This is a genomic window from Pseudomonas sp. AM4(2022) (genome assembly GCF_036346515.1).
Classification (GTDB): Bacteria; Pseudomonadota; Gammaproteobacteria; order Pseudomonadales; family Pseudomonadaceae; genus Aquipseudomonas; species Aquipseudomonas paracarnis.
Genome location: NZ_JAOTNW010000003.1, coordinates 355,911 through 374,309 on the forward strand (window position 1 = coordinate 355,911; position 18,399 = coordinate 374,309).

Annotated in this window: 15 protein-coding genes; 13 read left to right on the top strand and 2 right to left on the bottom strand. The window is 58.3% G+C overall.

All coding sequences use genetic code 11. From position 1 onward, the window contains the following. Positions 1-699: a bifunctional 2-polyprenyl-6-hydroxyphenol methylase/3-demethylubiquinol 3-O-methyltransferase UbiG gene (gene ubiG / locus ODQ19_RS06435; protein ID WP_003189760.1), complete on the bottom strand. Its 699-nt coding sequence runs from the start codon at positions 697-699 to the stop codon at positions 1-3. A gap of 64 nt (positions 700-763) precedes the next feature. After that, complete coding sequence (locus tag ODQ19_RS06440; protein WP_032892794.1) at positions 764-2,095, bottom strand: TRZ/ATZ family hydrolase; 1,332 nt, start codon at positions 2,093-2,095, stop codon at positions 764-766. 109 nt (positions 2,096-2,204) lie between these two features. Between ODQ19_RS06440 and mtnA the strand changes: the two genes are divergently transcribed. The 13 genes from mtnA to ODQ19_RS06505 all read left to right on the top strand — a co-directional run bounded on the left by mtnA (position 2,205) and on the right by ODQ19_RS06505 (position 18,314). Beyond that, a complete protein-coding gene (mtnA, locus tag ODQ19_RS06445) occupies positions 2,205-3,275 on the top strand; it encodes an S-methyl-5-thioribose-1-phosphate isomerase (RefSeq protein WP_330209601.1) in 1,071 nt (356 codons plus the stop codon). 424 nt (positions 3,276-3,699) lie between these two features. Continuing rightward, complete coding sequence (gene gyrA / locus ODQ19_RS06450; protein ID WP_014717617.1) at positions 3,700-6,354, top strand: DNA gyrase subunit A; 2,655 nt, start codon at positions 3,700-3,702, stop codon at positions 6,352-6,354. 242 nt (positions 6,355-6,596) lie between these two features. Then, positions 6,597-7,682 carry a 3-phosphoserine/phosphohydroxythreonine transaminase gene (gene serC / locus ODQ19_RS06455; RefSeq protein WP_330209602.1) on the top strand — a complete coding sequence of 362 codons (1,086 nt, stop codon included), beginning with the start codon at positions 6,597-6,599 and terminating at the stop codon, positions 7,680-7,682. Further along, a complete protein-coding gene (gene pheA / locus ODQ19_RS06460) occupies positions 7,682-8,776 on the top strand; it encodes a prephenate dehydratase (RefSeq protein ID WP_032902668.1) in 1,095 nt (364 codons plus the stop codon). The genes serC and pheA overlap by 1 nt, the downstream gene beginning before the upstream one ends. 9 nt (positions 8,777-8,785) lie before the next feature. Further along, positions 8,786-9,898 (top strand): histidinol-phosphate transaminase, encoded by a 1,113-nt coding sequence (gene hisC, locus ODQ19_RS06465; protein ID WP_330209603.1) that lies wholly within the window; start codon positions 8,786-8,788, stop codon positions 9,896-9,898. Positions 9,899-9,926: 28 nt separating this feature from the next. After that, the gene (locus ODQ19_RS06470) at positions 9,927-12,137 is read left to right on the top strand and encodes a bifunctional prephenate dehydrogenase/3-phosphoshikimate 1-carboxyvinyltransferase (RefSeq protein ID WP_330209633.1); all 2,211 of its coding nucleotides are present in this window, start codon (positions 9,927-9,929) and stop codon (positions 12,135-12,137) included. Next, the gene (gene cmk, locus ODQ19_RS06475) at positions 12,134-12,823 is read left to right on the top strand and encodes a (d)CMP kinase (RefSeq protein ID WP_330209604.1); all 690 of its coding nucleotides are present in this window, start codon (positions 12,134-12,136) and stop codon (positions 12,821-12,823) included. Before ODQ19_RS06470 ends, cmk begins: the two co-directional genes overlap by 4 nt. A 120-nt stretch (positions 12,824-12,943) precedes the next feature. Next, positions 12,944-14,629, top strand: coding sequence for a 30S ribosomal protein S1 (rpsA, locus tag ODQ19_RS06480; protein WP_330209605.1), 1,686 nt, complete (start codon positions 12,944-12,946; stop codon positions 14,627-14,629). A gap of 160 nt (positions 14,630-14,789) precedes the next feature. Continuing rightward, positions 14,790-15,074 (top strand): hypothetical protein, encoded by a 285-nt coding sequence (locus ODQ19_RS06485; RefSeq protein ID WP_116665066.1) that lies wholly within the window; start codon positions 14,790-14,792, stop codon positions 15,072-15,074. Positions 15,075-15,204: 130 nt separating this feature from the next. Further along, positions 15,205-15,501 (top strand): integration host factor subunit beta, encoded by a 297-nt coding sequence (ihfB, locus tag ODQ19_RS06490; RefSeq protein ID WP_003189779.1) that lies wholly within the window; start codon positions 15,205-15,207, stop codon positions 15,499-15,501. 24 nt (positions 15,502-15,525) lie between these two features. After that, positions 15,526-15,768 (top strand): LapA family protein, encoded by a 243-nt coding sequence (locus tag ODQ19_RS06495; RefSeq protein WP_330209606.1) that lies wholly within the window; start codon positions 15,526-15,528, stop codon positions 15,766-15,768. Positions 15,769-16,174: 406 nt separating this feature from the next. Beyond that, positions 16,175-17,536, top strand: coding sequence for a Wzz/FepE/Etk N-terminal domain-containing protein (locus tag ODQ19_RS06500; RefSeq protein WP_330209607.1), 1,362 nt, complete (start codon positions 16,175-16,177; stop codon positions 17,534-17,536). 283 nt (positions 17,537-17,819) lie between these two features. After that, the gene (locus ODQ19_RS06505; RefSeq protein WP_330209608.1) at positions 17,820-18,314 is read left to right on the top strand and encodes a sugar 3,4-ketoisomerase; all 495 of its coding nucleotides are present in this window, start codon (positions 17,820-17,822) and stop codon (positions 18,312-18,314) included. Positions 18,315-18,399 lie beyond the last annotated feature (85 nt).

Genomic DNA, 18,399 nt, shown 5'->3' on the forward strand with positions numbered 1-18,399 from the left:
TTACTCCTCGCGCAGGGTCTGGATCATGTAGTTGACGTCAACGTCGTTGGCCAGCTTGTAGTGCTTGGTCAGCGGGTTGTAGGTCAGGCCGATGATGTCCTTGACGGTCAGCCCGGCCTGGCGGCTCCACGCACCCAGCTCGGAAGGGCGGATGAATTTCTTGAAATCATGGGTGCCGCGCGGCAGCAGCTTCATGATGTATTCAGCACCGATGATCGCGAACAGGTAGGCCTTGGGGTTGCGGTTGATGGTGGAGAAGAACACCTGGCCGCCGGGCTTGACCATACGGAAGCACGCACGGATCACCGAGGATGGGTCCGGCACGTGTTCGAGCATTTCCAGGCAGGTGACCACGTCGAACTGCTCAGGCATTTCCTCGGCCAGGGCTTCGGCAGTGATCTGGCGGTATTCCACGCTCACGCCGGATTCGAGCTGGTGCAACTGGGCTACGGCCAGCGGCGCTTCGCCCATGTCGATGCCCATGACGGTGGCGCCGCGCTGGGCCATGGCTTCGCTGAGGATGCCGCCGCCGCAACCGACGTCCAGCACCTTCTTGCCGGCCAGGTTGACGCGCTCGTCAATCCAGTTGACCCGCAGTGGGTTGATGTCGTGCAAGGGTTTGAATTCGCTCTCGCGGTCCCACCAGCGGTGGGCCAGGGCTTCAAACTTGGCGATTTCGGCGTGGTCGACGTTGCTCATGGTGAATCCTCTGAATCTGATAAGTCGGTGTGTCGCGGCTGAACCCAAGGCTTCAGCCGCGTCGTTATTCGCTGTGCCCGCTGATGCGTTGGCCCCAGGCAATGGCCGTGGCGGTCAACTGTTGTTCATCCATGCGGGTCAATTGCCGGTCGTCGAGCAATGGTTTGCCAGCGACCCAAAGGTGTTTCACGCAATCGCGCCCGGTGGCATATATAAGCTGTGAGACCGGATCGTAGATCGGTTGTTGCGCCAGCCCGGAAAGGTCAAAGGCGACGATGTCTGCCGCCTTGCCGACTTCCAGCGAGCCAATCTGGCTGTCCAGGCCCATCGCCCTGGCACCGTTGAGCGTGGCCATGCGCAAGGCGCGGTGGGCATCCAGCGCAGTGGCCGAACCGGCCACTGCCTTGGCCAGCATCGCCGCCGTGCGGGTTTCGCCGAGCAAATCCAGGTCATTGTTGCTGGCGGCGCCGTCGGTGCCGATGGCCACGTTGACGCCAGCCTGCCACAAGCGCTCCACCGGGCAAAAGCCGCTGGCCAGTTTCAGGTTCGATTCCGGGCAGTGAATGACGCTGGTGTTGCTTTCTACCAGTAAAGCCAGGTCGTCTTCGCTGATTTGGGTCATGTGCACGGCCTGGAAGCGTGGGCCCAGCAGGCCAAGGCGAGCCAGGCGCGCCAATGGCCGCTCGCCGGTCTGCTCGACGGCTTGCTGCACTTCAAAGGCGGTTTCGTGAACGTGCATATGGATCGCGGCGTCCAGCTCTTCGGCGATCACCCGGATTTTTTCCAGATTGGCATCGCACACGGTATAGGGCGCGTGGGGGCCGAAAGTGATTTTGATGCGCGGGTGGTGCTTGAGGTCGCCGAACAACTCGATACCCTGGCGAATCGCCTCGTCGGCACTGCTGGCGCCGGGGATCGGGAAGTCGAGGATCGGCAGCGCGATCTGCGCACGCATACCGCTGTTGTGCACGCAGTCACTGGCGACCTTGGGGTAGAAATACATGTCCGAAAAGCAGGTGATGCCGCCCTTGATCTGCTCGGCAATGGCCAGGTTGGTGCCGTCGCGCACGAACGCTTCATCGACCCACTTGGCTTCGGCGGGCCAGATGTGTTTTTCCAGCCAGGTCATCAGTGGCAAATCGTCGGCCAGGCCGCGGAACAGGGTCATGGCTGCATGGCCGTGGGCATTGACCAGGCCGGGGCTGAGCAGCATGCCGGGCAGTTCACGCACTTCTCGCGCCGCCAGCTTCAACGCCGCGTCCCGTGGCCCGATAAAGGCAATGCAGCCATCGCGGATGCCCAGGCCATGCTCCTTGAGCACCACGCCGGCAGGTTCGACGGGTACCAGCCAGGTCGGCAGCAGCAACAAGTCGAGCGGGGCGGCAGTGGAGGTCATCGCAGGCTTCTTCCCAGGCAGCTATAAAAGAAGGGCGAAGTATACCCGAGCGTCTTGGCTGGCGGATCGCTATAATCGGCGGCTTTTGTTCATGAGTGCGGGGTAAGGGATGCGCGACCGACTGTTGGCTGCAGACAAAGTGAAGGCCATCGAATGGCGTGATGGCGCGCTGCACCTGCTCGATCAGCGCGTTTTGCCGTCCCGCAAGCACTGGGTGGCCTGCAGTACCGTTGAGTCGGTGGCTGACGCCATTCGCACCATGGTGGTGCGGGGCGCACCGGCTATCGGCATCTGCGCCGCCTATGGCTTGGTACTGGCCGCCCGCGAGCGTATCGCCGAGGGTGGTGACTGGCAGGCTGCATGGGAAGAAGACTACGCCTTGCTGGCCCATACCCGACCGACCGCATCGAACCTGTTCTGGGCCTTGCAGCGCATGCGCGACCGCCTCGACCGCCTCAAGAAGCACGCCGACCCGTTGGTGGCGCTGGAAGCCGAAGCCGTCGCGATCCATGAGAGCGACCGGGAGGCCAATGTGGTCATGGCTCAGTTGGGCATGGAGCGGATTCGCAAGCACCAGGGCAATGCCCAGGCGATCCTCACCCATGGCAACGCCGGCGCGTTGGCCTCCGGCGGCGTTGGCACAGCCCTCGGGGTGATTCATGCCGCGTATCTGGAGGGGCTGGTCGAGCAGGTCTATGTCAATGAAACCCGCCCCTGGCTGCAAGGCTCGCGCCTGACGGCGTGGGAGTTGGCGGGTCGGGGCATCCCGGTGGCAGTGAATGCCGACTCCGCCGGGGCGCATATCCTCAAGACCAAAGGCGTGACCTGGGTGGTGGTCGGTGCTGACTGTATTGCGGCCAATGGCGATGTGATCAGTAAGATCGGCACTTATCAGTTGGCCGTGTGTGCCATGCACCATGGCGTGCGCTTTATGGTGGTGGCGTCGAGTTCGACCCTCGATTTGATGATGGCTACGGGGGAGGATGTTGCGCTGGAGCAGCGCGATATTGGTGAGTTGCTTGAGGTGGATGGGCAGCGGTTGGATATCGCGGCGTTTAACCCTGTGTTTGATGTGACGCCTGCGGACCTGATTGACGTGATCGTCACCGAAAAAGGCATTGTCGAGCGGCCAGACACCGCCAAACTGGCCAAGTTGATGTGCCGTAAGCGCCTGCATTGAGGGTGTCGGTGTCTGTGGGGGCGCTATCGCAGGCAAGCCAGCTCCCACCTTTAACTGTGTTCACAAATCAAAGGTGGGAGCTGGCTTGCCTGCGATTGGCCCTTGAAGTCAATAAAACGTCTGGATTCCACCCTCAAAAAAAAGCACCACCGCGCCTCTGAGCCCCTCTCGTCCCCTTCAAGCCTGTCATCCGTCAAATTACTAGCCTCCATGCGCATCAGGGGGATAGGTGCGTGGCGGCGATTGTGATAACATCCGGCGGTTTCCAGGGCTGCCCCGAGGGGTGGCCTATAACGTGCAGATCCGTGTCATAACTCGTTGATTTGTCGTAAGTCGTTGTCAGGCACCGTGCCGGCAGCGGCGAGCTTCGTTCGTCCCGAATGGATGTGACGAGGTTTCACCCGAAAAAGGAATCAGGCTTCTCATGGGCGAACTGGCCAAAGAAATCCTCCCGGTCAATATCGAAGACGAGCTGAAACAGTCCTACCTCGACTACGCGATGAGCGTAATTGTCGGTCGGGCACTGCCTGATGCGCGCGATGGCTTGAAGCCCGTGCACCGGCGTGTGCTGTTCGCGATGAGCGAGCTGGGTAACGACTGGAACAAGCCGTACAAGAAATCTGCCCGTGTTGTCGGTGACGTGATCGGTAAGTATCACCCTCACGGCGACACTGCGGTGTACGACACCATCGTTCGGATGGCCCAGCCGTTTTCCCTGCGCTACCTGCTGGTAGACGGCCAGGGCAACTTCGGTTCGGTGGACGGCGACAACGCCGCGGCCATGCGATACACCGAAGTGCGCATGACCAAGCTGGCGCACGAGCTGCTGGCCGACCTGCACAAAGAAACCGTGGACTGGGTGCCGAACTACGACGGCACCGAAATGATCCCGGCTGTCATGCCCACCAGGATCCCCAACCTGCTGGTCAACGGTTCCAGCGGTATCGCCGTGGGCATGGCCACCAACATCCCGCCGCACAACCTCGGTGAAGTCATCGACGGTTGCCTGGCCCTTATCGACAACCCTGAGCTGACCGTCGATGAGCTGATGCAATACATTCCCGGCCCGGACTTCCCGACCGCCGCGATCATCAACGGTCGCGCCGGCATCATCGAAGCCTACCGCACCGGTCGCGGGCGCATTTACATGCGCGCCCGCTCGATCATCGAAGACATCGACAAGGTCGGTGGCCGCCAGCAGATCGTCATCACCGAACTCCCTTACCAGCTGAACAAGGCACGCCTGATCGAGAAGATCGCCGAGCTGGTTAAAGAGAAGAAGCTGGAAGGCATCACCGAGCTGCGCGACGAGTCCGACAAAGACGGTATGCGCGTGGTGATCGAGCTGCGCCGCGGCGAAGTGCCTGAGGTGATCCTCAACAACCTCTACGCCCAGACCCAGCTGCAAAGCGTGTTTGGTATCAACGTGGTTGCCCTGATCGACGGCCGCCCGCGCATCCTGAACCTCAAGGACCTGCTGGAAGCCTTCGTACGTCACCGCCGCGAAGTGGTTACCCGCCGCACCGTGTTCGAACTGCGCAAGGCCCGCGAGCGCGGCCATATCCTGGAAGGCCAGGCGGTTGCGTTGTCGAACATCGACCCGGTGATCGCCCTGATCAAGGCCTCGCCAACCCCGTCGGAAGCCAAGGAAGCGTTGATCAGCACGCCTTGGGAATCCAGCGCCGTGGTGGCCATGGTTGAGCGCGCAGGCGCCGATTCTTGCCGTCCGGAAACCCTGGACCCGCAATACGGCCTGCGCGAAGGCAAGTACTTCCTGTCCCCAGAGCAGGCCCAGGCCATTCTGGAACTGCGCCTGCACCGCCTGACTGGCCTTGAGCACGAGAAACTGCTGGCCGAGTACCAGGAGATCCTCAACCAGATCGGCGAGTTGATCCGCATCCTCAGCAGCGCCGTGCGCCTGATGGAAGTGATCCGCGAAGAACTGGAAGTGATCCGCGCCGAATACGGCGACGTGCGCCGCACCGAAATCCTCGATGCGCGCCTGGACCTGACCCTGGGTGACATGATCCCGGAAGAAGAGCGCGTGGTGACCATCTCCCACGGTGGCTATGCCAAGACCCAGCCGTTGGCTGCGTACCAGGCCCAGCGTCGTGGCGGTAAAGGTAAATCGGCTACCGGCGTGAAGGATGAGGACTACATCGCTCACCTGCTGGTTGCCAACAGCCACACCACGCTGCTGCTGTTCTCCAGCAAGGGCAAGGTGTACTGGCTCAAGACCTACGAGATCCCGGAAGCCTCCCGCGCTGCCCGTGGCCGTCCGTTGGTCAACCTGCTGCCGCTGGACAGTGACGAATACATCACCACCATGCTGCCGGTCGAGGAATACACCGAAGGTCACTTCATCTTCATGGCCACCGCCAAAGGCACCGTGAAGAAGACCCCGCTGGAATCCTTCAGCCGTCAACGCAGCGTGGGCCTGATCGCCCTGGAGCTGGATGAAGGCGACGTGCTGATTTCCGCAGCCATCACTGATGGTGAGCGCGAAGTCATGCTGTTCTCCGATGGCGGCAAGGTCACGCGCTTCAAGGAATCCGACGTGCGTGCCATGGGCCGTACCGCCCGCGGTGTACGCGGCATGCGCCTGCCGGAAGGGCAGAAGCTGATTTCGATGCTGATCCCGGAAGAAGGCAGCCAGATCCTCACCGCTTCCGAGCGTGGTTATGGCAAGCGCACCGCCATCAGCGAGTTCCCGGAGTACAAGCGTGGCGGCCAGGGCGTGATCGCCATGGTCAGCAACGACCGCAACGGCCGTCTGGTCGGCGCGGTGCAGGTGCTCGATGGCGAAGAAATCATGCTGATTTCCGATCAGGGCACCCTGGTGCGTACCCGTGTGGCTGAAGTGTCGAGCCTGGGCCGTAACACCCAGGGCGTGACCCTGATCAAGCTGGCCAAGGACGAAAAACTGGTCGGCCTGGAGCGTGTGCAGGAGCCTTCGGAAGTCGAAGGTGAAGAGCTCGAAGGTGAGGAATTTGAAGGCGAGGTGATCGCAGCTGGCGATGACAACGTTGACGAGCCAACCCTCGACGCTGCCGCAGACGAAGAAGAACCGCAGGAATAAGCGGACACACAGGGGGCGGATGAAGATTCGCCCCCTTGTTGTTTGTCCCGTATGAAACACAGCGCCCTTTGCCTGGACGCGGTCCATGTGGGAGCTGGCTTGCCTGCGATGCAGGCGCCTCGGTCATTCAGTGATACCGCGGCGCTGCTATCGCAGGCAAGCCAGCTCCCACAGGCGTCCGCTCCAGAATGAGGGCGTTGCTGACATGATTGCAGCCCCACCAGATCAGAGTGAGATTGGATGTGAGCAAGAGAGCCTATAACTTCTGTGCCGGTCCCGCGGCGCTTCCTGAAGCAGTCCTGCAGCGTGCGCAGGGTGAACTCCTCGACTGGCATGGAAAAGGCCTCTCCGTGATGGAAATGAGCCATCGCAGCGATGAGTTCGTGTCCATCGCCAACAAGGCCGAGCAGGACCTGCGCGACTTGCTTGGCATCCCATCCAACTACAAAGTGCTGTTCCTGCAAGGTGGTGCGAGCCAGCAGTTCGCCCAGTTACCGCTGAACCTGCTGCCCGAAGGCGGCACTGCCGACTATATCGACACCGGTATCTGGGGTCAGAAGGCCATTGAAGAGGCCTCGCGCTACGGCCATGTCAACGTGGCAGGCACCGCCAAGCCCTACGACTACTTCGCCATTCCCGGTCAGAACGAGTGGAAGCTGTCCAAGGATGCGGCCTACGTTCACTACGTCGCGAACGAAACCATCGGTGGCCTGGAATTTGATTGGGTGCCGCAAGTCGGTGACGTGCCACTGGTATGCGACATGTCCTCGGACATCCTCTCGCGCCCGATCGACGTGTCCAAATACGGCATGATCTACGCCGGTGCGCAAAAGAACATCGGTCCAAGCGGTATCCTGGTCAATATCATCCGCGAAGACCTGCTGGGCCGCGCCCGCTCGCTGTGCCCGACCATGCTCAACTACAAGGTCGCGGCCGATAACGGCTCGATGTACAACACTCCGCCGGCATTTGCCTGGTACTTGTCGGGCCTGGTGTTCGAATGGCTCAAGGAGCAGGGTGGTGTGGCGGCCATGGGCAAGCTCAACGAAGAGAAAAAGCGCGTCCTGTACGACTTTATCGACGCCAGCGGCCTGTACAGCAACCCGATCAACCTCAGCGACCGCTCGTGGATGAACGTGCCGTTCCGCCTGGCTGATGATCGTCTGGACAAGCCGTTCCTGGCTGGCGCCGACGCGCGCGGCCTGCTGAACCTCAAGGGCCACCGCTCGGTGGGTGGCATGCGCGCCTCCATTTATAACGCCGTCGACATCCACGCCATCAATGCGCTGGTTGCCTACATGGCAGAGTTCGAGAAGGAACACGGCTAATGTCTGAGCAAGAACTCAAGGCCCTGCGCGTACGCATTGACAGCCTGGACGAGAAAGTCCTGGAGCTGATCAGTGAGCGTGCGCGCTGCGCCCAGGAAGTGGCCCGGGTGAAAATGGCGTCGCTGGCGGAAGGCGAAGTGCCGGTGTTCTACCGCCCCGAGCGTGAAGCGCAGGTGCTCAAGCGTGTGATGGAGCGCAACAAGGGGCCGTTGGGCAACGAAGAGATGGCGCGGTTGTTCCGTGAAATCATGTCCTCGTGCCTGGCGCTGGAGCAGCCGCTGAAAGTGGCTTACCTTGGCCCTGAAGGCACCTTCACCCAGGCGGCGGCCATGAAGCACTTCGGCCATGCGGTAATCAGCAAGCCGATGGCGGCTATCGACGAAGTCTTCCGTGAAGTCGCCGCCGGTGCGGTGAATTTTGGCGTGGTGCCGGTGGAAAACTCCACCGAAGGTGCGGTCAACCACACGCTGGACAGCTTCCTCGAACACGACATGGTGATCTGCGGTGAGGTGGAGTTGCGTATCCACCACCACCTGCTGGTGGGTGAAAACACCAAGACCGACAGCATCAGCCGTATCTATTCCCACGCCCAGTCCCTGGCCCAGTGCCGCAAGTGGCTAGACGCCCATTACCCGAATGTCGAGCGCGTGGCGGTGTCCAGCAACGCCGAAGCGGCCAAGCGGGTCAAGGGTGAGTGGAACTCGGCGGCGATTGCCGGCGATATGGCCGCGGGCCTGTACGGCCTGACGCGCCTGGCTGAGAAGATCGAAGACCGCCCGGATAACTCCACGCGCTTTTTGATGATCGGCAGCCAGGAAGTGCCGCCCACCGGCGACGACAAAACCTCGATCATCGTTTCCATGAGCAACAAGCCCGGTGCGCTGCATGAGCTGCTGGTGCCGTTCCACGACAACGGGATTGACCTGACGCGCATCGAGACTCGTCCTTCGCGCAGCGGTAAGTGGACCTACGTGTTCTTTATCGACTTCATGGGCCATCACCGCGACCCGCTGGTCAAGGGCGTGCTGGAGAAGATCAGTCAGGAAGCCGTGGCACTCAAGGTGCTGGGCTCTTACCCGAAAGCGGTTTTGTGAGGCTTTGACATGAGTGGCAACTTCCTCGCCCTGGCGCAGCCGGGCGTGCAACAACTCTCGCCTTACGTTCCAGGCAAGCCTGTGGACGAGTTGGCCCGCGAGTTGAATCTGGACCCGTCCAAAATCGTCAAGCTGGCGAGTAACGAAAACCCGCTGGGCCCGAGCCCCAAAGTGTTGGCGGCGATTCGTGAAGAGCTGGCCGAGCTGACCCGTTATCCCGATGGCAACGGTTTTGCGCTCAAGTCGCTGCTGGCGGACAAGTGCCGGGTCGAGCTGAACCAAGTGACCTTGGGCAACGGCTCCAACGACATCCTTGAACTGGTCGGCCGTGCCTACCTGGCGCCAGGTTTGAATGCGGTGTTCAGCGAGCATGCGTTTGCGGTCTACCCGATCGTGACCCAGGCGGTGGGGGCAGATGCTCGCGTGATTCCTGCCAAGGAGTGGGGTCATGACCTGCCGGCGATGCTGGCGGCCATCGATGCCCAGACTCGCGTGGTGTTTATCGCCAACCCGAACAACCCGACCGGCACCTGGTTTGACGAGCAGGCACTGAACGAATTCCTGCAGGACGTGCCGGCGCATGTGCTGGTCGTGCTGGACGAAGCCTACATCGAGTACGCCGAAGGCAGCGACCTGCCCGACGGCCTGGATTTCCTCGCGGCCTACCCGAACCTGCTGGTGTCGCGTACGTTCTCCAAGGCTTATGGCCTGGCGTCGTTGCGGGTCGGTTATGGCTTGTCCACCCCCGTGGTCGCCGATGTGCTGAACCGCGTGCGCCAACCGTTCAACGTCAACAGCCTGGCCCTGGCGGCCGCCTGTGCGGCGGTGAAGGATGCCGAATACCTGGAAGAAGGTCGTCGCCTCAACGAAAGCGGCATGCTGCAATTGCAGGAAGGCTTTCGTGAGCTGGGCCTGGGCTGGATTCCGTCCAAGGGCAACTTCATCTGCGTCGACCTCGGCCAAGTGGCCGCGCCGGTGTTCCAGGGCTTGCTGCGCGAGGGTGTGATCGTGCGCCCGGTGGCCAACTACGGCATGCCGAACCATCTGCGTATCACCATCGGTTTGCCGGCTGAGAACAGCCGCTTCCTTGAGGCGCTGGCCAAGGTTCTGGCCCGTGGTTGATGTCACTGCATTGCAACCTGCTGTACCTATGATCGGTCGCCTGGTGGTGGTCGGCCTGGGGTTGATCGGTGGCTCCTTCGCCAAGGGCCTGCGTGAAAGCGGGCTGTGTGGCGAAGTCGTAGGCGTAGACCTCGACCCGCAATCGCGCAGGTTGGCAGTGGAGTTGGGCGTGGTGGACCGCTGTGAGGCGGACTTGGCCGTTGCGTGCCAGGGCGCGGATGTGATCCAGCTCGCCGTGCCGATCTTGGCCATGGAGAAACTGCTGGCGGTACTGGCTGGCATGGACCTCGGGCAAGCGATCCTTACCGATGTGGGCAGTGCCAAAGGCAACGTGGTGCGCGCAGCACGATTGGCGTTTGGTGGCATGCCGCCGCGCTTTGTGCCGGGCCATCCTATTGCTGGCTCCGAGCAGAGCGGGGTGGAGGCGTCGAATGCGCAGTTGTTCCGTCGGCATAAGGTCATCCTGACGCCGCTTGCGCAAACCGATCCCACGGCGTTGGCGGTGGTGGATCGTCTCTGGCGCGAGCTGGGCGCAGATGTGGAACATATGCAGGTCGAGCGTCACGACGAAGTGTTGGCAGCGACCAGTCACTTGCCGCATCTACTGGCATTTGGCTTGGTGGATTCTTTGGCCAAGCGCAACGAGAACCTCGAGATTTTCCGTTACGCCGCCGGTGGCTTCCGCGATTTTACGCGGATTGCCGGCAGCGATCCGGTGATGTGGCACGACATCTTCCTCGCCAATCGCGAAGCGGTGTTGCGCACCCTGGACACCTTCCGCAGTGACCTCGACGCCTTGCGCGACGCCGTGGATGCGGGAGACGGCCATCAACTGCTGGGCGTGTTCACCCGGGCACGGGTGGCGCGTGAACATTTCAGCAAGATCCTCGCACGCCGGGCCTATATGGAAACCGCAGTGAACACCGATGATCTGACCTTCATCGCCAGCCCGGGTGGCCGCTTGAGCGGGCGCATCCGCGTGCCGGGTGACAAGTCGATCTCCCATCGCTCGATCATGCTGGGTTCGTTGGCCGAGGGTGTGACCGAGGTGGAGGGCTTCCTTGAGGGTGAGGACGCCCTGGCGACCTTGCAGGCCTTTCGCGACATGGGCGTGGTGATCGAGGGCCCACACCATGGGCGCGTGACTATTCACGGTGTCGGCCTGCAGGGCCTGAAGGCTGCGCCGGGGCCGATCTATGTGGGTAATTCCGGCACGTCGATGCGCCTGTTGGCAGGTGTATTGGCGGCGCAGAGCTTCGACAGCGTGCTGACCGGCGATGCCTCGCTGTCCAAGCGCCCGATGAACCGCGTGGCCAAGCCACTGCGTGAAATGGGCGCGATCATCGAGACCGGGCCGGACGGGCGTCCGCCACTGACCATTCGTGGCGGGCAATCGCTCAAAGGCTTGAACTATGTACTGCCCATGGCCAGTGCCCAGGTGAAATCCTGCCTGTTGTTGGCGGGGTTGTACGCTGAGGGTAAAACCTCGGTGACCGAGCCCGCACCGACCCGCGACCACACCGAGCGCATGCTGCGCGGCTTTGGTTACCCAGTGGCGGTGCAGGGCGCGACGGCGTCGCTGGCGTCGGGGCACGGGTTGGTCGCTACGCGTATTGAAGTGCCGGGGGATATTTCGTCTTCGGCGTTTTTCCTGGTGGCGGCCTCGATTGCCGAAGGCTCCGAGTTGCTGCTGGAGCATGTCGGTATCAACCCGACCCGCACCGGGGTGATCGACATCCTGCGGCTGATGGGGGCTGATATCGCCCTCGAAAACCAGCGCGAGGTGGGTGGCGAGCCGGTTGCGGATTTACGTGTGCGCGCTGCCGTGCTCAAGGGCATCGAGATTCCAGAGGCCCTGGTGCCGTTGGCGATTGATGAGTTCCCTGTGCTGTTTATTGCCGCAGCCTGTGCCCAAGGCCGCACCGTTTTGCGCGGTGCCGAAGAGCTGCGCCTCAAGGAGTCCGATCGCATCCAGGTGATGGCCGACGGTCTGTTGGCCTTGGGCGTGAAGTGTGAACCCACCCCCGATGGGATTATCATTGACGGTGGCCCGATGGGCGGCGGTGAAGTGCATGCTCATGGCGATCATCGGATTGCCATGGCGTTCAGTGTGGCTTCCCTGCGGGCGAAGGCGCCTATTCGTATTCTTGACTGCGCCAATGTTGCTACGTCTTTTCCGAACTTTCTGACACTGTGTGCCCAAGTCGGCATCCGTGTTGCCCAAGAGGCTCAATTGTGAATATCAAAGCACCGGTGATTACCATCGACGGGCCTAGCGGCTCGGGCAAAGGCACAATCGCTGGCATTCTGGCCAAGCGCCTGGGTTGGTGCCTGCTGGATTCTGGCGCGCTGTACCGCCTGCTGGCGTTCGCTGCGCACAACCATGGTGTGGACCTGACCAACGAAGAGTTGCTGACCAAACTTGCCGCCCATCTGGATGTGCAGTTCATTGCGGCGACCGAGGGTCAGTTGCAGCGCATCATTCTGGAAGGTGATGAAGTCAGCGATGTGATTCGCACCGAGAGTATCGGCGCGGGTGCCTCCCAAGTGGCCGCGCTGCCCGCCGTGCGCGAGGCGCTGCTGCAGCGCCAGCGCGCATTTCAGGAGGCGCCGGGCCTGGTGGCCGATGGCCGCGACATGGGCACGGTGGTGTTTCCCGCGGCGCCGCTGAAGATTTTCCTGACCGCCAGCGCCGAGGAACGGGCACGCCGCCGATACTTGCAGTTGAAGGGCAAAGTCGATGGTGTTAGTCTGTCGAGTCTGCTAGATGAGATCCGTGCACGCGATGAGCGTGATACCCAGCGTGCGGTAGCCCCGCTCAAGCCGGCGGCTGACGCCATACAGCTGGATTCCACGGAGTTGTCCATCGAGCAGGTGCTGGAACGCATCATGAGTGAAATCGCAATTCGCGATATCGCCGGGTGATCAAGAAGGCCGCAGGGGACCAGTCATAGTCCTGCGGTGGCTTCTTTTAACTGAAACTGACCCACACCGTCTGGGGTGTGGAGATGGGCGTATTCTTCGCCCTTATCAACAGGAATTAAAATGAGCGAAAGCTTTGCGGAACTCTTTGAAGAAAGCCTAAAAACCCTGAACCTTCAGGCAGGCTCCATCATCACCGGTGTTATCGTTGATATCGATTACCAAGCTCGCTGGGTAACCGTTCACGCTGGTCTGAAGTCTGAAGCTCTGATCCCGCTGGAACAGTTCTACAACGATGCTGGTGACCTGACTATCAATGTCGGTGACGAAGTTCACGTTGCTCTGGACTCGGTTGAAGACGGTTTCGGTGAAACCAAGCTGTCCCGTGAAAAAGCCAAGCGCGCTGAATGCTGGATTGTTCTCGAAGCAGCCTTCGCAGCTGAAGAAGTGGTCAAGGGCGTTATCAACGGTAAGGTTAAAGGCGGCTTCACTGTCGACGTTAACGGCATCCGTGCGTTCCTGCCAGGTTCTTTGGTCGACGTTCGTCCAGTGCGCGACACCACGCACCTGGAAGGCAAAGAACTCGAATTCAAAGTCATCAAGCTCGACCAGAAGCGCAACAACGTTGTCGTTTCCCGTCGCAGCGTGCTGGAAGCAGAGAACTCCGCCGAGCGTGAAGCTCTGCTGGAATCCCTGCAGGAAGGCCAACAAGTCAAAGGTATCGTCAAGAACCTCACCGATTACGGCGCATTCGTCGATCTGGGTGGCGTCGATGGCCTGCTGCACATTACCGACATGGCTTGGAAGCGTATCAAGCATCCTTCCGAAATCGTCAACGTTGGCGACGAGATCGATGTCAAGGTTCTGAAGTACGATCGTGAGCGTAACCGCGTTTCCCTGGGCTTGAAGCAGCTGGGCGAAGATCCATGGGTTGCTATCAAAGCTCGTTACCCAGAAAGCACCCGCGTGACCGCGCGTGTTACCAACCTGACCGACTACGGCTGCTTCGCAGAGCTGGAAGAAGGCGTGGAAGGCCTGGTACACGTTTCCGAAATGGACTGGACCAACAAGAACATCCACCCTTCGAAAGTCGTACAAGTCGGCGACGAAGTGGAAGTTATGGTTCTGGACATCGACGAAGAGCGTCGTCGTATCTCCTTGGGCATCAAGCAGTGCAAATCTAACCCATGGGAAGATTTCTCTGGCCAGTTCAACAAGGGCGATAAAATCTCCGGCACCATCAAGTCGATCACCGATTTCGGTATCTTCATTGGTCTGGACGGCGGCATCGACGGCCTGGTTCACCTGTCCGACATCTCCTGGAACGAAGTTGGCGAAGAAGCTGTTCGTCGTTTCAAGAAGGGCGACGAGCTGGACACCGTTATCCTGTCGGTTGACCCAGAGCGCGAGCGCATCTCCCTGGGCATCAAGCAACTGGAAAGCGATCCGTTCTCCGAGTACGTTCAAGAGAACGACAAAGGCGCCATCGTTAAAGGCACTGTGAAAGAAGTTGACGCCAAAGGCGCCATCATCGTTCTGGCCGACGATATCGAAGCGACTCTGAAAGCCTCCGAAATCAGCCGTGACCGCGTTGAAGACGCGCGCAACGTTCTGAAAGAAGGCCAGGAAGTAGAAGCCAAGATCATCAGCGTTGACCGCAAGAGCCGCGTGATTCAGCTCTCCATCAAGTCGAAAGACGAAGTGGAAGAGAAAGAAGCTATCCAGAGCCTGAAAGAGACTTCGGAAACTGCTCCTGCTGACACCACCATGGCGGCACTGCTGCGCCAGGCAATGGCTAAGCAGAACTAAGTTCTGTAAAGCTGTAGAAAAAGGGCGACTTCGGTCGCCCTTTTTTGTGCCTGAAATTTGATGAAGCACCTGCACCGAACGAAGGCGTTCAGCCCACTGTCAGAACTGACTATAGTTTTAAGAACGGCTATTTCGCGCTGCTGACTCAATAAGGGTTTGAATGAACAGAATTATCGTAATACTCGCCCTGCTGATGCTTGCAGGCTGCTCCTCCACCAGCGCCAAGACCCACGCCAAGCGTGGCGTCAGCGGTATAGAGGTCGACTGCTCTGGCCTGGGCAACAAGTGGGAAAAGTGCGAGAAGCGCGCCGCCCGTGAGTGCAAGATGCAGGGCTACAAGGTCATTACCCGCTCCAGCGATGCAGAGGACGAAGAGGGCGACTACCTGTTCGGCTGGAACCCTGCTGGCGCGGTGACGCGGACCATGTTGGTGATCTGTAAGTAAGGCGTTGGCTGCTCGCTGAGCGTGTTTATTCAGCCTCAGATAAGTTGACACATGGGCTGTTCAAATTCATCAACTCATGCTAAAACCTTCGGAGCGCTTTTCCTAGCTGCTTGAAAAAGAAGGGAAAAATATGACGAAGTCGGAGTTGATCGAACGAATTGTCACCCATCAAGGGCTGCTCTCATCCAAGGATGTGGAGCTGGCTATCAAGACCATGCTTGAGCAAATGTCCCAATGCCTGGCCACCGGAGATCGCATCGAAATCCGCGGCTTCGGCAGTTTCTCCCTGCACTACCGCGCACCGCGCGTAGGCCGCAACCCAAAAACCGGCCAATCCGTCAGCCTCGACGGCAAATTCGTTCCCCACTTCAAACCGGGCAAGGAATTGCGCGATCGGGTGAACGAAGAAGAGGAAGAAGGCGTCTGAGTGTTTTTGGGGAAGGAGAAGGGTATGCGTGGGGTTAAGCGCGTTGTTGCGGTATTGATTGCAGTGCTGGCGGCGTTGGTGGTTTTGGCGTTTGTGCTGGAGAACCAGCAGGGCGTGGCACTGTCGTTCCTGGGGTGGAGTACTGCGCAGATGCCGGTGGCGGTGTTTATCGTAATAGCATTGATTGTTGGAATGTTGATAGGGCCACTATTGGGTGCTTTGATAGGTAGTCGTCGCCGTAAATCGGGGCCCGCAGGGCATGGCTAAAGGCGATCTTTCTTTGCGTTTTTGGGCCGTTAGATAGGGCGGTGTAGAACCGTTTGTCAGAAAGTTTTAAGGATGCGTTTAGCTCTTCGCAGGTGCTGGTAATGCCATCGGTATGGCGGGTCGCTAGGCAGGGCTGAGGCTTTGTGCGCTACGTCGCTCTCATCGATCTCGTGGGGGGAGGTATGGGCGATATCGTTAGCGATGTAAGAGTTATCCTACAGATCTGTCAAGACTTGTAATATGGTATAGAGATGGCAAAATGGAATCTGTTCTCGATAACGGACATATTTTGTGCTCAAATTTTGGCAGAGACGCCGTTTTTTGAGATCCATATAACTAAAATAAAAAACACATGAAATGGTCTGCATAACGAGCCCGCAGTTTCTCTTGAAGGCAGGTTTTTGTTGTGAGTAGCAGCGTTCGTATCCCCCCGGTTTCCCCGTCTGACGAAATTGATCTCCTTGCCCTTTTTCACGCTATTTGGCGGCAGAAACGTCTGATTTTGCTCGTTACCGTCCTTGTAGGGGTGGCTGCGGCAGCATACGCTTTTTTAGCGACGCCGATCTATCAAGTAAGTAGTGTGTTGCGCCCTGCAGCAATTAACGAGTTAGATGCTCTTAATCGCTCAGAAATTTATCTGCTTCCTCCTCGAGATGCTCTTATAAAGGTTGGCGCCACGTTAGAATCATATGACACGCGTTTGGGCTTTTTTCGGGCAAATCAAAACTTATTCAAGGCGTTTGTGCGTCCTGGCAGAACGTTGGAGCAAAGTTTTGAAGAGTTTGATCGTAACTCTATAAAGCTAGTGCTTCCAGATCCGAAAAAAACAGACAATTTAAGTGCTTATATTGGGCTTGAGTTGGACTATCCGAAAGGTATCGATGGTGTTTCTATACTCAATAAATTTGTAGATTATGCAGTTTCTGTTGAGCGTGAACGGATAGCTGCAGACATGGATGTAATTATTAAAAATCGTTTAAACGAATTGAGTGGAAAGCTAAAAGCTGCTCGTTCAAATTATGATACTGATAAGGAAGCAAAAATTGCTCTTCTGCTCGAAGGGGATAATTTAAAGCGTGCCCAGCTGCAGGACGAGTTAAAAGCGTTGCGTATTCAGCTTAAATCAGCGCGCTCCAATAGGATGTCGCAACTGACCGAAGCAATCGCTATTGCGCAGTCTCTTGGGATACAGAAACCGACTACACCAACTGCCTTGGGTGAGTCCGGTCGTTCTGGTGCAAACAGCGTCATGCGTACAGAGATCAATAATCAGCAGATACCTTTGTATTTTATGGGTGTTGAGGCGTTAGTAGCAGAACGGACGGCTCTGGAAAAACGTAAAACAGATGATTTCACAGAAGGGCGGATAGCCCAAATTGCCAGAGAGCTTCAGCTGCTCCAATCGAACCGTGAAATTGAAATGCTGAACCGGCGCGAAAATGAGGATCTGTTTTTAAGTGGTGTGCAGCCATTACGGGCAGAGATTGTAAGGTTGCAGAACCTGAAGATTGATATGAGTCGCTTGAAGTTAGTAACGGTTGACAGGCAGGCACTAGAGCCACTCTCGCCTGTTAAACCAAGAAAAGCGCTCATCATTATGGTCGGTTTGTTCTTGGGGTTAGTGATTGGAGGGGTGATTGCACTGGTCCGGCATTTGGTGGCAAATCATCGCGTTAAGGAGCACAGCCAGCTTTTTGAAATGCTCGAAACAACGCCAAAGGTAGCGCACTCAAAACTCACTACACTGGGTGATCGCGTAGAGAAATGAATTTTCTTCGAATCGGGCGTCGAAAATTCTTCGCGCCCGGATTTGTGCCTTTCATTCCTCAGAGCACGGTTCACTCCTTGGAGTCTAGCAGGCCAGCGTGATTGGAAGGCATGCTCGCTAGGTCTGGCTTTGGTAAGGCGTAGGGCGCCTATCCCAGACTCTATTTTCGTCATTTTGGATACACCATCACCTTCGGTGGTCGTATACTCTGCGCATTGGTGTCGGGCGAGGTGCTTCCCGCACACTGCTCTATCGCTGGTTGCCTCAAGCAATGGTTTGGCTGATGAGTGTATCGGTCAAGGAGTCAAAAAAATTGAAGTCATCGGTATGCGGGCCAAGTGTTAATCAACCTATGGGTAGTGATGTGAGCCTGATTAGATTTGTAGACTTTCAGATACTTGGAGACGAACGCGGAAGTCTCGTTGCAATTGAACAAGGTGATGGGAATGTTGTCCCTTTTGAAATTAAGCGTGTTTATTACATCTATAAGACATCATTAGGAGTGAGTCGTGGTTTTCATGCTCACCGAAACTTGCAACAGGTTGCGATCTGTGTGGCCGGTTCATGTCGAATGGTTCTTGATGATGGGATTAAAAGGGAAGAAGTGATTCTGGATTGTCCAACCAAAGGCCTGCTGATTCAAGGTTTGCTTTGGCGCGAAATGCACGATTTCAGTGATAATTGTGTTCTGCTTGTGCTTGCGAGCGAGCATTACGACGAATCTGACTACATTCGCGATTATAGTTGCTTTAAAGATGAAGCAACTAAAAAAGATTAAAAAACTATATTGATGGTAAAAACTATGATCTGCCTTGCTCTGCGTAAGTGGTTGCGTGGATCCTGTTGCCATCAAGGCCCCGAGA

Coding starts and splice junctions, on each gene's coding strand:
- ODQ19_RS06495 (WP_330209606.1), top strand. CDS start 15,526: ATGCGTGGGGTTAAGCGCGTTGTTGCGGTATTGATTGCAGTGCTGGCG.
- pheA (WP_032902668.1), top strand. CDS start 7,682: ATGTCTGAGCAAGAACTCAAGGCCCTGCGCGTACGCATTGACAGCCTG.
- rpsA (WP_330209605.1), top strand. CDS start 12,944: ATGAGCGAAAGCTTTGCGGAACTCTTTGAAGAAAGCCTAAAAACCCTG.
- ubiG (WP_003189760.1), bottom strand. CDS start 699: ATGAGCAACGTCGACCACGCCGAAATCGCCAAGTTTGAAGCCCTGGCC.
- ODQ19_RS06485 (WP_116665066.1), top strand. CDS start 14,790: ATGAACAGAATTATCGTAATACTCGCCCTGCTGATGCTTGCAGGCTGC.
- ODQ19_RS06440 (WP_032892794.1), bottom strand. CDS start 2,095: ATGACCTCCACTGCCGCCCCGCTCGACTTGTTGCTGCTGCCGACCTGG.
- mtnA (WP_330209601.1), top strand. CDS start 2,205: ATGCGCGACCGACTGTTGGCTGCAGACAAAGTGAAGGCCATCGAATGG.
- ODQ19_RS06505 (WP_330209608.1), top strand. CDS start 17,820: ATGAGTGTATCGGTCAAGGAGTCAAAAAAATTGAAGTCATCGGTATGC.
- ODQ19_RS06470 (WP_330209633.1), top strand. CDS start 9,927: ATGATCGGTCGCCTGGTGGTGGTCGGCCTGGGGTTGATCGGTGGCTCC.
- hisC (WP_330209603.1), top strand. CDS start 8,786: ATGAGTGGCAACTTCCTCGCCCTGGCGCAGCCGGGCGTGCAACAACTC.
- gyrA (WP_014717617.1), top strand. CDS start 3,700: ATGGGCGAACTGGCCAAAGAAATCCTCCCGGTCAATATCGAAGACGAG.
- ihfB (WP_003189779.1), top strand. CDS start 15,205: ATGACGAAGTCGGAGTTGATCGAACGAATTGTCACCCATCAAGGGCTG.